The 12847-nt window shown below is 69.5% G+C and carries 13 protein-coding genes; 7 read left to right on the forward strand and 6 right to left on the reverse strand.

From position 1 onward, the window contains the following. Positions 1 to 437: 437 nt before the first annotated feature. From FHU39_RS13835 to ygfZ, 3 genes are all read right to left on the reverse strand, one after another. Entirely contained in the window at positions 438 to 1184 is a 747-nt protein-coding gene (locus FHU39_RS13835) for a hypothetical protein (protein WP_183321198.1), read from the reverse strand. Positions 1185 to 1258: 74 nt separating this feature from the next. Continuing rightward, on the reverse strand, positions 1259 to 1603 hold the full coding sequence (locus FHU39_RS13840) for a helix-turn-helix domain-containing protein (RefSeq protein ID WP_183321199.1): 345 nt from the start codon (positions 1601 to 1603) through the stop codon (positions 1259 to 1261). A 189-nt stretch (positions 1604 to 1792) separates the two neighbouring features. Beyond that, a complete protein-coding gene (ygfZ, locus tag FHU39_RS13845) occupies positions 1793 to 2839 on the reverse strand; it encodes a CAF17-like 4Fe-4S cluster assembly/insertion protein YgfZ (protein ID WP_343065897.1) in 1047 nt (348 codons plus the stop codon). 65 nt (positions 2840 to 2904) lie between these two features. Here ygfZ and FHU39_RS13850 point away from each other — a divergent pair, with 65 nt between their 5' ends. Both FHU39_RS13850 and FHU39_RS13855 read left to right on the forward strand, forming a co-directional pair. Beyond that, complete coding sequence (locus FHU39_RS13850) at positions 2905 to 4092, forward strand: LCP family protein (RefSeq protein ID WP_183321200.1); 1188 nt, start codon at positions 2905 to 2907, stop codon at positions 4090 to 4092. Positions 4093 to 4240: 148 nt separating this feature from the next. Further along, positions 4241 to 4777 carry a heme-binding beta-barrel domain-containing protein gene (locus tag FHU39_RS13855; protein ID WP_183321201.1) on the forward strand — a complete coding sequence of 179 codons (537 nt, stop codon included), beginning with the start codon at positions 4241 to 4243 and terminating at the stop codon, positions 4775 to 4777. Positions 4778 to 4781: 4 nt separating this feature from the next. Here the strand turns inward: FHU39_RS13855 and FHU39_RS13860 are convergent, their stop codons facing one another. Together FHU39_RS13860 and FHU39_RS24285 are read right to left on the reverse strand one after the other, a co-directional pair. Next, positions 4782 to 5561 carry a hypothetical protein gene (locus tag FHU39_RS13860; protein WP_183321202.1) on the reverse strand — a complete coding sequence of 260 codons (780 nt, stop codon included), beginning with the start codon at positions 5559 to 5561 and terminating at the stop codon, positions 4782 to 4784. A gap of 16 nt (positions 5562 to 5577) precedes the next feature. Then, positions 5578 to 5817, reverse strand: coding sequence for a MoaD/ThiS family protein (locus FHU39_RS24285; protein ID WP_183321203.1), 240 nt, complete (start codon positions 5815 to 5817; stop codon positions 5578 to 5580). A 120-nt stretch (positions 5818 to 5937) separates the two neighbouring features. Between FHU39_RS24285 and FHU39_RS13870 the strand changes: the two genes are divergently transcribed. Beyond that, complete coding sequence (locus tag FHU39_RS13870; RefSeq protein WP_183321204.1) at positions 5938 to 6645, forward strand: response regulator transcription factor; 708 nt, start codon at positions 5938 to 5940, stop codon at positions 6643 to 6645. A gap of 79 nt (positions 6646 to 6724) precedes the next feature. Then, positions 6725 to 7576 carry a mycothiol synthase gene (mshD, locus tag FHU39_RS13875; RefSeq protein ID WP_343065898.1) on the forward strand — a complete coding sequence of 284 codons (852 nt, stop codon included), beginning with the start codon at positions 6725 to 6727 and terminating at the stop codon, positions 7574 to 7576. On the opposite strand, the gene FHU39_RS13880 is transcribed toward mshD, so the two are convergent. Beyond that, positions 7569 to 7943 (reverse strand): hypothetical protein, encoded by a 375-nt coding sequence (locus FHU39_RS13880; RefSeq protein WP_183321206.1) that lies wholly within the window; start codon positions 7941 to 7943, stop codon positions 7569 to 7571. The genes mshD and FHU39_RS13880 overlap by 8 nt on opposite strands. A gap of 183 nt (positions 7944 to 8126) precedes the next feature. Here FHU39_RS13880 and FHU39_RS13885 point away from each other — a divergent pair, with 183 nt between their 5' ends. The 3 genes from FHU39_RS13885 (at position 8127) to pstS (ending at position 12825) form a co-directional block, all read left to right on the forward strand. Continuing rightward, on the forward strand, positions 8127 to 10391 hold the full coding sequence (locus FHU39_RS13885; protein WP_183321207.1) for an RNA degradosome polyphosphate kinase: 2265 nt from the start codon (positions 8127 to 8129) through the stop codon (positions 10389 to 10391). Then, positions 10388 to 11332, forward strand: a complete 945-nt coding sequence (locus FHU39_RS13890; RefSeq protein ID WP_183321208.1) for an NUDIX domain-containing protein — start codon at positions 10388 to 10390, stop codon at positions 11330 to 11332. Before FHU39_RS13885 ends, FHU39_RS13890 begins: the two co-directional genes overlap by 4 nt. 347 nt (positions 11333 to 11679) lie before the next feature. Continuing rightward, positions 11680 to 12825, forward strand: coding sequence for a phosphate ABC transporter substrate-binding protein PstS (gene pstS, locus FHU39_RS13895; RefSeq protein WP_221185534.1), 1146 nt, complete (start codon positions 11680 to 11682; stop codon positions 12823 to 12825). Positions 12826 to 12847 lie beyond the last annotated feature (22 nt).

Consider the following 12847-nt stretch of genomic DNA (forward strand, 5'->3'; position numbering starts at 1 on the left):
AGTGTCGGCATACGCGCGGGGACGGCGTCCCGACCGTACCGGAGTCCCCACTGGGGCGACCTTTGACCGCGAACCCGGCCACCGGCGTACCGGAGTCCCCCCAGTGTCGGCATACGCGCGGGGACGGCGCCCCAGACCGTACCGGAGTCCCCCAGTGTCGACATACGCGCGGGTACGGCGCCCCAGACCGCACCGGAGTCCCCACTGGGGCGACCTATGACCGGGAAACCGGCCACCCGCGTACCGGAGTCCCCCTGGGGCGACCTATGACCGCGAAACCGGCCACCGGCGTACCGGAGTCCCCCCTGGGGCGACCTATGAGCGGGTATGCCGAGTCCATACACGCCGGAACACGAACAAGCCCCGAGCACGGGACGGCCCGGCCGCGAACCTCGAGGAGTTCGCGGCCGGGCCGGGCCGTGTTTCGGTGATGCAGATCAGGCGTTGTCGCTGGCCTCGACCGGCAGGGTCGGGGCGGTCTCGGCGACCTTGGCCGGGGTGACCTTCTTGGCAGCGGTCTTCTTCGCCGGCGCCTTCTTGGCGGCGGCCTTCTTGGCCGGAGCCTTCGCAGCAGCGGTCTTCTTCGCCGCCGGCTTGGCGGCGACCTTCTTGGCGCTCGCCTTCTTCGCGACGGCCTTGCGGCTGGGGCGCTTGGCCGCACCCTGCTTGGCAGCGGCGCTGCGCACGACCGTCTCGGCCTCGGACTCGACGACGTCGGCGCCGCGGCCGGCCAGGCCGGCGAGACGCTCGACACCCTTGGCGGCTTCCTTGCGAGCGTCCAGGACGGCGGCGACGGTGTTGTCGCCGGCCCCACGGGCAGCCTCGCGGGCAGAGGTGACGGCCGACAGGCTCTGGTTGGCGAACTGCTGCGTCATCTCGACGCCGCGCGCGGCGAACTCGAGGTAGTTCTGCGCGAACTCCTCGTAGGCACGCTGCACGTTGCCGGCGACAGCCTCGTACTGCTCGGTGGCGCGCGCCGGAAGCGCGGTGATCTGGTCGCGAACGTCATTGACGGTGCTCAGGATCCGCTCCTGCACCTGCTCCGGGGTGAAGTCGTCGCGGAAGGTCGCGGCGCTGTCCGTCGCGGTCTCGAGGGTGTTGCGCACGGTCTCCAGCGCGACGTCGGCGGCGCCGATGAACGCGTAGAACGGGGAGCGCTCCAGGATCTCCTTGGTGCTGGGCATGGTGTTGCCTTTCTGTTGGGATGCAAGTGGATTCGGCCGCTTGCGTGGGGTCGTGGGATCAGTCGGCCGTGCGGTCAGTCCCCGACATACGAGTCGTAGACGTCGAGCAACGCCTTGCGTTGTTTGGCGGTGAGCCGCGGGTCGGACTTGATCGCCTGTCGCGTGTCGATCGGCGCGTCCTCATCGGGCAGGGCGTCGAGGATGCCGGCATGCACGTAGAGCTGCTCGGCCGAGATGGCCAGCCCCTTCGCGAGCGCCTGCAGGATCTCGGCGCTCGGCCGTTTGAGGCCACGCTCGATCTGCGACAGGTACGGGTTGGAGATCCCCGCGCGGTCGGCCACCTGCCGCAAGGAAAGCTGCGCCTGCTGGCGCTGCTCCTTGAGGTAGCTGCCCAGATCGCTCACGGGGTTCGGACTCATGAGTCCATTGTGCTAACTACAGTTAGCAAATTGCAAGCTGGGGCAAGCGTGAAACGGGTCACACCCGCCCCACCCACCGACCGAAAGGCTCACAAACGACCGAAAGGCTCAGTAAATACCGGGCTTTCGGGCCGGAGTTACTGAGCCTCTGGACGTTTACTGGGCCTCTCGGCAAGGGATGGCGGCGTGCTACGGCGTGACGATCACCGTCTGCGCGGCTGCCACCTGTCCGGTGAGGAGCTGTATGTCGGCAGCGGTGTTGCGCTTCACCACCGCCAACGCGATGGGGCCGTCGTCGACGTGCCGGGCCACGGTGGTGATCCGGCCCACCGGACGCTCACCGGGGGCGACCACCAGATCGGCACCTTCGGACGGCAGTACGTGCCCGGACCCGTCGAGGTGCAGGAAGACCAGCCGGCGCGGCGGGCGCCCCAGGTTGTGCACCCGCGCGATCGTCTCCTGCCCGCGGTAACACCCCTTGTGCAGGTGGACCGCGGTGCGCAGCCAGTCCAGCTCGTGCGGGATGGTGCGGTGATCGGTCTCCTTGCCGACCCGCGGCCGCCACGCGTTGACGCGCTCGGCCTCGGCAGCCCAGATGCCGGCGACGTGCCGGTCGCCGACCTCTTCGATCAGCTGCGGGCGCGGCACGATGAGTTCGCGCCAGGCGCGGCCGGCCGCGGGATGCGGATCCGTGTCGCCATACAACGCCGTGTCGGTGCCGGCGGCCGGCCACGGGTCGCGCCAGGCGATGACGCCGCGGTCCTCCTTCTCGGCGGGCAGCGACTCGTTGCCGATCGGCTCGCCGAGGACGGCATACGAGGCAGTGACGTCCTCGACCTCGACACGCAGCATGAAGCGCATCGAGTTCAGCCATTCGACGAGGGCCGGCGCGGTGCCGGGTTCGACGGTGATCCACGTGGTCCCGCCATCGTCGACGAGGTGCAGGTCGTGTTCGATGTGCCCGTGCGGGCTGAGCACCAGCGATTCCGTCGAGGTGTATGGCGCCAGCGCCGTCAGCTCCTGGGTGGTCATGGAGTGCAGCCAACTGAGCCGGTCCGGACCGGTGACGGTGACCACCCCACGATGGGACAGGTCGACCACCGCCAGGCCCTGCTCGAGCAATCGTTGCTCACGCATGGGATCTCCGTAGTGCGCGGCCACGCCGGCGTCGAGACCGTCGGCGGGAACCGCACCGGAGTGAGCGAGCAGGGGGCTCTCCAGGGATGCAGTCGTCACCCTTCCAGGGTACGTCCGGCGTTTTCCGGGCCGACCACGCAGTGCGTGACCTTAGACTCAGCGCCATGACCGGGGACGACGGGGACGAGCAACTGAACGACGCCGACGAGCAGGCTGCGCCCTCGGCCGAGGCCGACGCCTCGCCGGACGACGCCTCACCGGACGCCGAAGCGTACGAGCCGGACGCGGACGACGAGGACGACGAGGACTATGACGACCCGGAGGCGGAGGCCGCCGGGTACGCCGGCGCAGGCCGAGGCGGCGGGCGCCGGCGGAAGAAGAAGCACGGCTGGCTGAAGGTCACCCTGCTCACGCTCCTGACGATGCTGCTGATCATCGTGCTGGCGTTCGTCGGGTTCGCGCTCTACCTCAACCATGTGGTGACCGCCAACATCAAGCACGGCGACCCGTTGCCGACCGCGACGGTCAAACCCGCCGCGGATGCGGGCGACGCACAGAACATCCTGCTGATGGGCAGCGACACCCGCTCCGGCTCGGTCAAGAACAACCGCGAGAACGCCCGCTCCGACGTCATCCAGCTGGTCCACATCAGCGCCGACAAGAAGTCGGTGCAGGTCATCCACTTCCCCCGTGACCTCTACGTACCGATCCCGGGCCACGGCAAGAACAAGATCAACGCCGCCTTCGCGTACGGCGGGCCGGCGCTGCTCGCCCAGACACTGTCGAACCTGCTCGGTGGCGTCACGATCAACCGCTACGCGATCATCGACTTCAAGGGGTTCGCGGACCTGACCGACGACCTCGGCGGGGTCAAGGTGTATGTCGCACAGCCGTTCAGCGAGAAGGGCTACGGCACCTTCCACAAGGGCTACAACACGATGAACGGCGAGCAGGCACTCGGTTTCGTCCGCGAGCGCCACCAGCTGGCGCAGGGCGACATCGACCGCGGCCGTGACCAGCAGGCCTGGATCAGCGCGGTGGCGCGTAAGACGCTGTCGGCCGGGACCCTGCTCAACCCGCTGAAGCTGACCCGCACTGTCGACGACCTCACCAAGTACACCGAGGTCGACGCCGACACCTCGGCCAGCGACCTGCGCGGTCTGGCCTTCGACCTGCGCAACCTGCGGTCGGGCGACATCACCTACTTCACGGCACCGTTCAGCGGATTCGCCTCGGACCCGGTCGCCGGATCCATCGACGTGGTCAACGAGCCGCAGATGAAGAAGCTGGGGCAGGCGCTCTACCACGACAAGATGGACACCTACACCAACGGCGAGAACTCGATCCACTGAGTCGCTGGTCGCGCGTCCTCGTCCCCGTCCCCACCCACCGACCGTCGGCACTACGGGACACCCCGTGGCGGCATACCCGTCCCCACCCACCGACCGTCGGCACAACGGGACACACCCTCACTGCGCGGCCGTCGTTACCATCGGGACCGTGCCCATCGAACTCGACACATCCATGCACCCCGATCTCGCCCCGCTGGCCTGGTTGCTCGGGCAGTGGGAAGGCACCGGTGTCGCCGGTTACCCCGACCTGCCGACGGTCAACTTCGCGCAGGAGGTCAGCTGCACGCATGACGGCCGCCCGTTCCTGCGCTGGGAGACGCGCAGTTGGGTCCTCGACGAGGGCGGCGACCGCGGTGAACCGTTCGAGACGGAGCTGGGCTTCTGGCGTCCCCTGCCGAACGACGAGGTGGAGCTGGTGCTGTCGCACCCGACGGGCGTGACCGAGCTCTACTACGGCAAGACGCAGCCGGCCAGGGCGGAGCTGCGCACCGACGGGGTGCTGCGCAGCCCGGTCGCCCGGGAGTACACCGCGGCCCATCGGCTCTACGGCTACGTGAACGGCGGGCTGATGTGGGCGACCGACATGGCCGCGCTCGGGCACCCGCTGCAGTCCTACTCCTCGGCCCAGCTGCAGCGCGCCGCCGGACCGGTCTTCGCCGAGTCCGGACCCGCCACCGAGGACTGATCGCTCAGCGGTTGATGAACCACTGCGCGCCGTACGCCAGCACACCGCAGGCCAGCACCGCCGCGATGCCGTAGCCGAGCCGGCCCGCCGGGTCCAGGCTCTCCAGCTGTCGCAACCCGCGCCGGATCGACGCGCCGACAAGCCCTGCGACGAGCCCGGTGATCAGCAACTCCGGCCAGGCGCCGTCGCTGGTCGCGCCGAGGATCAGGCCGAGGACGACGCCGAGCAGCGCACCTGCCGGGATGGACCATTCGTGTTCGTGCGCGACCGGCAGCAGCGTGTCGGCGAGCAGCCCGAGTGCGGGGGTGCCGACGGCGACCGCGAGTGCCGCGTCCCCGGTGTCGTATGACGCAGCCGCCGCACCGAACATCCCGCTGGCCAGCACCACCAGCCCGAACGCGCAGCCGGCCAGCGAGACCGTCAGCGACCCGCGCCCATCGGTGCGGATCAGCTCGTGCAGGAACGCCAGCACCAGCGCGATCGCGAGCACCAGGCTGATCGCCTGCATCCCGTCGTCGTCGGAGCCGGCGAAAAGGACGACCCCCGCCATACCGACGGCACCGGCGGCGAGCACGACGCTGCTGCCGGTGGGGCGGGGCAGGTCGAGCAGCAGCGGCCAACCCCAGGCGAGCGCGAGTCCGGCGGCGAGCACGGCGTACGCCGCGACGTCGTGGCCGACATACCCGCCGAGGATGACGAGGGCAGCGGTGACCACACCGCCGACGACCGGCAGGGAGGTCAGCGTCGGGCGTGCGGGTGAGTCGGCTTCGGAGGCGGTGGACACGACCGGCATCCTCCCATCAACCGCCCGCGAACGGTGGCAGCACCTCGACGACCGACCCGGCGGGCAGGGCCGTGGCGCCGTCGACGCGGCGGCCGTCGAGCAGGAACGACGCCAGCTGCAGCACCGGCCCGAGACCCGGGTGGGCCTGCAGCGCGGCGGCGCGCAGCTGCTCGAGGTCGGCGGCGGGCAGCGTCTCCTCGTGGGTGCCCGCAGCGGCTTGCGCGGCCGCCCAGTAACGGACCGTCACGTCGTGCACTTCGTTCCTCCAAGCTCGGTGTGAGCGCCGGTCGGGCCGGCACGGCCGCGACCGCCACAACGTCCATCAACACGGATCGAGAGCCAGCTCACCCTTCCGCAATCAGTATTCTTTCAAAGTATGGCTCGCCTGTTGCTGCTGACCGACGCGCCCGGTGCGAGCGTGGAGGTCCTGCCGGCGCTGGGTCTGCTGAGCCATCGGGTCCGCATCCTGGCCCCGCAGCCGTCCGCGATGGTCGACCCGCCGGAGTGCGATCTGGTGCTGCTGGACGCGCGGCGGGACCTCGTGGGAGCTCGCGGGCTGAGTCGCGTGCTGCGCACGACCGGCCAGACGGTGCCGGTGATCGCCATCTTCACCGAGGGCGGGCTCGCCGCGCTGACCGGCGAGTGGCAGGTCGACGACGTGATCCTGGACAGCGCCGGGCCGGCCGAGGTGGAGGCCCGATTGCGGTATGCCGTCAGCCGCTCCCCCGAGGAGGAGCCCGACGAGGGCCCCGCCCACATCACCGCCGGTGGCCTGGTGATCGACGAGGAGGGGTATGCCGCACGCATCCACGGGCACCTGCTCGACCTGACGTACAAGGAGTTCGAGCTGCTGAAACACCTTGCGGCACACCAGGGTCGGGTGTTCACGCGTGCACAGTTGCTGCAGGAGGTGTGGGGGTACGACTACTTCGGCGGCACCCGCACGGTCGACGTGCACATCCGGCGGCTGCGCGCGAAGTTGGGCCCCGAGCACGAGTCGCTGATCGGCACGATCCGCAACGTCGGCTACCGGTTCGTCGGCTCCTCCGGGGCGCACGAGACCGAGGATTCGTTGGTCGACTGACCTGAGCGACGCTCGACCGCCCGACCCGCGCCCCCGGCTGCTGCGTCGGTCGTCGACGCCGTTGCGGCACGATGGCGGGGTGACCACTGCTGAGGAACTCCTGGCCATCGCCGACCGCGCCGCGTCGTACGACGGGGTCGATCCGTTCTCCGAGCAGACCCGGCTGGCGTTGCGGCACACCCAGCCACAGCAGGTGATCAGCACCGATGACACGGTGACAGCCGGCGCGTATGTCGCCGACGACGGCGCCGTGGAGCTGGTCGTCGACCCCGACCACCGGCGGCACGGGTTCGGCGGACGCATCGTCCAAGGGGTGCTCGGGGAACGGCCGGATGCGCGCTTCTGGGCGCACGGCGACCTGCCCGGCGCCCAGGCCCTGGCCGCTGCGGCCGGGCTGACCGTCGTGCGCAACCTGTGGAAGATGGCGCGCGCCGCCGACGCCGACCCGGCGATCGGATCACCGGAGGTGCCAGCGGGATTCACCGCTCGCGCGTTCCAGCCGGGTGACGAGGAGGCGTGGCTGGACCTCAACCGGCGGGCGTTCGACTACCACCCCGAGCAGGGGAAGATGACCCGCGCCGACCTCGATGAACGGATGGCCGAACCCTGGTGGGACCCGGCCGGGCTCATCCTGATCTTCGACGACGCCACCGGCGAACTCACCGCATCGCACTGGACCAAGATCGAGCCGTCCGAGCCCGACACCGGCGAGGTCTACGTCGTCGCCGTCGATCCCGGACACCAGGGGCACGGGCTCGGCAAGGTCGTCACCGCGCTCGGGCTGGCACACCTCAAGGCGCGGGGCGTCATACACATCGACCTGTATGTCGAGGGCGACAACGCGGCAGCGGTGGCGACCTACAGCAGGCTCGGGTTCACCCGGGCGAGCGTCGACGTCATGTACGCCGCTCAACCCGCAAGAACTACTTGACGTCGCAGCGGACGAGCACGGGTGACTTCGTGCCGGCCGCCGCGTTCACCGTGGCGGTGCGGCACTGTGCATCCCCGCTCCGCGCGGTTGCGGTGTAGGCACCGGGCTGCACCCGGAAGGTCGCGGCGTGACCGTCGGTGACGTGACGCGACGCGTCGAACGCCGTTCCCGTCAGGTGGATGGTGCCGGCCACGAGGTGATCGGAGTCGCCGGGAGCCGGACCACCGCGGTAGACGATGCCGACCGTGACGGTGACCGACTGTGGGCTGGGAGTCGGACTCCCACCAGACGCGCTCCCGCCCGAGGAGCCACAGGCGCTCAGCAGCGTCGCGATGAACGCGATCCCGCAGAGCCGGCCCTTGTGCACACCACCAGCATCGCCCGCGGAGGCATCACCGGGAAGCACGTGCGGGTAACGCTCGCCGGCGTCTGCAGCCGGGAGTTGGACAGAACGCGCGGCATGGCGCGCGTTCTGTCTAACGCTGGCTGTGCGAGAAGCCCGTGATGGGCGGAAGCTGCGCGCGTGGCGCGGTTTTGCAACGATAGGCCCATGGAATCGGAGCCACTGCTGACCGCCGCGGACGACCCGGCCACCCAGCCTGCCCCCAGCGAAGCGTCCCTCGTGCGCCTGCAGACCCGGGCGGCGCAGCGCGCTCGCGGTGCCAACGGGCAGTTCATCCGCGTCGCCCCGGAGCTCGACGAGACCTCCACGGAGCTGCCGGCCGACCGCTTCCTGGACCGCGAGATCTCCTGGTTGCAGTTCAACGAGCGGGTGCTGCAGCTGGCCGGCGACCCGCTGGTGCCGCTGCTCGAACGGGCCCGGTTCATGGCGATCTTCGCCAGCAACCTCGACGAGTTCTTCATGGTCCGCGTCGCCGGCCTCAAACGCCGCATCGCCACCGGGCTCGCCGTCCGCTCCGCCTCCGGGCTGGAGCCGCGTGAGGTCCTCGACGAGATCAGCAACGCCGCCCACGAGTTGATGGCCGTGCACGCCAAGATGTTCCAGCGGCACATCCGCCCGGCCCTCGCCGACGTCGGCATCCGCATCGTGCGCCCCGACGAATGGACCGACGCCGACCGCGGCTACCTCAACAAGCTGTTCCGCGACCGCATCTACCCGGTGCTGACGCCGCTGGCCGTCGACCCGGCGCACCCCTTCCCCTACATCTCCGGGCTGTCCCTCAACCTCGCGGTCGTCCTCATCAACCCCAAGACCGAGCGCGAACACTTCGCCCGGGTCAAGGTGCCGCCACTGCTGTCCCGGCTGCTGCCGCTGCCCGCCGCTGAGGACGAGGACAAGCTGTATGACGCCCGCTTCGTCGCCATCGAGGACGTGATGGCCGAGCACCTGCAATACCTCTTCCCGGGCATGGAGGTCCGCGAGCACTTCACCTTCCGGGTCACCCGCAACGAGGATCTCGAGGTCGAGGAGGACGACGCCGAGAACCTGCTGACCGCACTGGAGAAGGAGCTCACCCGGCGCCGTTTCGGACCGCCGGTGCGGCTCGAGGTCGCCGACGACATGGATGACCACGTGATGGACCTGCTGGTCCGCGAGCTCGGCGTGCGCGACGACGAGGTCTACCGGCTGCCGGAGCCGCTGGACCTGCGAGGACTGAACATCCTTGCCGATCTTGACCGTTCGGAGCTGCGCTGGCCGCCGTTCCTCGCCAAGCCGCACCCCGACCTGGCGCCCGTCGAGCGTTCGGCCCAGTCCGACGTCATGTCCGCGATGCGCTCCGGCGACATACTCCTGCATCACCCGTACGACTCGTTCTCCACCTCGGTGCAGGCCTTCATCGAGCAGGCCGCCAACGACCCGCACGTACTCGCCATCAAGCAGACGCTCTACCGCACCAGCGGCGACTCGCCCATTATCGACTCGCTGATCGACGCCGCCGAGTCCGGCAAGCAGGTGCTCGCGGTCGTGGAGATCAAGGCGCGCTTCGACGAGGAGAACAACATCACCTGGGCGCGCAAGCTGGAGCGCGCCGGTGTGCACGTCGTCTACGGCCAGGTCGGTCTCAAGACGCACGCCAAACTGTGCCTCGCGGTCAGCGAGGAGAACGGTGAGATGCGCCGCTACGCACACGTCGGGACCGGCAACTACAACCCGAAAACCGCTCGCCTGTATGAGGATCTGGGCCTGCTCACCTGCGACCACGAGGTCGGCGAGGACCTGTCTCGGCTGTTCAACCAACTGTCGGGGATGGCCCCGCGCAGCAAGTTCAAGCGGCTGCTGGTCGCGCCACGCTCGGTGCGCAGCGGGCTGCTGGAGCAGATCGACCGGGCGGCGCAGGCCGCCAGGGACGGCAAGCAGGCGCGAGTGCAGTTCAAGGTCAACTCGATCGTCGACGAGGAAACCATCGACGCGCTCTACCGCGCATCGATGGCGGGTGTCGCCGTCGACGTCTGGGTGCGCGGCATCTGCGCGCTGCGCCCCGGTGTGGAGGGCCTGTCGGACAACATCCGGGTCCGCTCCATCCTCGGCCGCTTCCTGGAACACTCGCGGGTCTTCCGCTTCGTCATCGAGGACGAGGAGGACGTGGTCTACATCGGCAGCGCCGACATGATGCACCGCAACCTCGACCGCCGCGTCGAAGCGCTGGTGCGGATGACCGACGCCAAGCACATCGCCACCCTCGGCGCGCTGCTCGACGAGGGTATGGCGGACGACACCTCCTCCTGGCACCTGCACGGCGACGGGCGCTGGGAGCGCCACCACCTCGACGCCGAGGGCGCTCCGCTACGCGACCTGCAGACCGACCTGATGGCCACCTACGCCAAGCGCAAGCGCAAGGCGCGGCGCCGGTGACGGCGCGCACGGAAACGGCGACCGTCCCTGCCGCGGGGGCCGTGCTGTGGCGTCGCGAGGGTGACCAGTTGCAGGTCGCGCTGGTGCACCGACCGAAGTACGACGACTGGTCGTGGGCCAAGGGCAAGCTCGACCCGGGCGAGAGCTGGGTGGAGGCAGCTGCGCGGGAAGTGTTGGAGGAGACCGGATTCCGGCCGCGTCTTGGCGTGCCGCTCCCCCGCTCCGTCTACTCGATGCAACGCGGGCAGCTCAAGGAGATCCGCTACTGGGCCGCCGAGGTGCTGAGCGGCAGCGGCGACCTGGAGAACGAGATCGACGAGGTCGCCTGGCTCACCCCGGCGCAGGCGCAGGTCCGCCTCAGTTACGTCCGCGACGCACAGCAACTGCAGGCGGTCGTCGACGCCGACCGTGCCGGCGTCCTGGAGACCTGGCCGCTGGTGGTCGTGCGGCACGGCGAGTCGGTAGGGCGCTCCAAGTGGCCCAGACCCGACCCGTTGCGGCCGCTGGACCGGTCCGGGCGCGAGCAGGCCAAGGCGTTGGTGCCGATCCTGGCCGCCTACGGCATCGAGCGCATCATCACCTCACCGTCGGTCCGTTGCTTCACCACCGTCCAGCCGTATGCCGCCGCAGCGGGCATCACCCTGCGGACGAAGTCCGGGTTGTCCGAGGAGACCTTCGAGGAACGCCCGGAGAAGGCCGCCCGCAACATCGAACGGCTGCTCGAGCGGGGTGAGCCGTCGGCTCTGTGCACCCACCGTCCGGTACTGCCGACCGTCCTGCTGCGGCTGCGTGGCCTGTCGGACCCCGGCTGCCCCGGACACGAGGTACTGACCGAGGCGATCGACGGCGGGATGGCCAAGGGCGAGGCCCTGGTGTGCCAGGTCGCCGGCCTCGGAGCGGCCGCTCGGGTGATGAGCGTCGAGCGTCATACCCCTGCCTGAGGGGTGGCGCGCGGCCGAGCGCGGCGTGCCGGAGTCCCCCCGGTGGGGAGGTATGACCGCGAAACCGGGTCCCGGACGTACCGCACTCCCCACTGGGGCGACGTATGACCGGGTCCGGTCGACCGCGCGTACCGGAGTCCCCCCGGTGGGGAGGTATGACCGCGAAACCGGGTCCCGGGCGTACCGGAGTCCCCACTGGGGCGACATATGACCGGGCACCGACCCGACGCGTCACGTTCACCGGACGTTCACTCCCGTAATGACCACGCTTCACGCACACTGCCTACCGTCTGGCACGACCGGTCGACGTGACCGGTCGCCAGTTGAATTCGTGAAAGGCAGTTCCCTTGAAGATCTCGCGCATCGGCCGCGCTTCCGGACTCGCCGTCGTGACGGCGCTCGCCCTGACCGCGTGTGGCAGCGCATCCAACAACGACGCCACGAGCTCGGCCGCAGCAGGCGGCGACGCCAACAGCGCCGCAGGCTCTTCGGCCGGGTCGTCCGCCGGCAGTTCGGCAGGCGCCCAGACGTGCTTCACCGGCAGCCTCTCCGCCGAGGGCTCCACCGCCCAGCAGAACGCGATCACGCAGGCCATCTCCAGCTACCAGGCCAAGTGCAACGGCGCCAAGATCTCCTACAACGGCACCGGCTCCGGCGCCGGCATCACCAAGTTCATCGCCAAGCAGGTCGACTTCGCCGGGTCCGACTCGGCGCTGAACCCCGACAAGGGTGAGCCGGCCGACGCCGAGAAGGCCTGCCAGTCCCCGGCACTCGATATCCCGATGGTGACCGGCCCGATCGCTGTCGCGTTCAACGTCAAGGGCGTCGACAAGCTCAACCTCACCCCGCAACTGATCGCGAAGATCTTCTCCGGCAAGATCACCCAGTGGAACGACCCGGCGATCCAGGCCGCCAACAAGGGCGTCACCCTGCCGAGCACCAAGATCTCCGTCTTCTTCCGCTCCGACTCCTCGGGCACCACCGACAACTTCACCAACTACATGAACACCGTCGCGCCGAGCGCCTGGACGCACGAGCACGACAAGACGTGGAAGGGCTCGGTCGGCCAGGGCAAGGCCAAGACCGCCGGCGTCGCCTCCGCGGTGAAGTCGACCGATGGCGGGATCGGCTACATCGAGTGGGGCTACGCCATCCAGAACAAGCTCGACATGGCGAGCGTGGACGGCGTCTCACTCACGGCGGCCTCCGCGGGCAAGGCCGTCGAGGCCGCCAAGGTCGTCGGCACCGGCAAGGACCTGTCGCTGCAGCTGGACTACAAGACCAAGGCAGCCGGCGCGTACCCGATCATCCTGGTCACCTACGAGGTCGTCTGCTCGAAGTATGCCGATGCCACGAAGGCCAACGACGTCAAGGCGTTCCTGTCCTACATGGCCTCCTCGGACTTCCAGCAGCAGCTGACCGGCGTCGGTGCCGCTCCGCTGCCTACGGCGATCCAGCAGAAGGTCCTGGCATCGATCGACTCGATCAGCTGACGCACCCGGCCCGGCAACGGGC

The sequence above is a fragment of the Flexivirga oryzae genome, assembly GCF_014190805.1.
Lineage (GTDB): Bacteria > Actinomycetota > Actinomycetes > Actinomycetales > Dermatophilaceae > Flexivirga > Flexivirga oryzae.

Coding starts and splice junctions, on each gene's coding strand:
- FHU39_RS13850 (WP_183321200.1), top strand. CDS start 2,905: ATGACCGGGGACGACGGGGACGAGCAACTGAACGACGCCGACGAGCAG.
- FHU39_RS13885 (WP_183321207.1), top strand. CDS start 8,127: ATGGAATCGGAGCCACTGCTGACCGCCGCGGACGACCCGGCCACCCAG.
- FHU39_RS13870 (WP_183321204.1), top strand. CDS start 5,938: ATGGCTCGCCTGTTGCTGCTGACCGACGCGCCCGGTGCGAGCGTGGAG.
- FHU39_RS13840 (WP_183321199.1), bottom strand. CDS start 1,603: ATGAGTCCGAACCCCGTGAGCGATCTGGGCAGCTACCTCAAGGAGCAG.
- FHU39_RS13835 (WP_183321198.1), bottom strand. CDS start 1,184: ATGCCCAGCACCAAGGAGATCCTGGAGCGCTCCCCGTTCTACGCGTTC.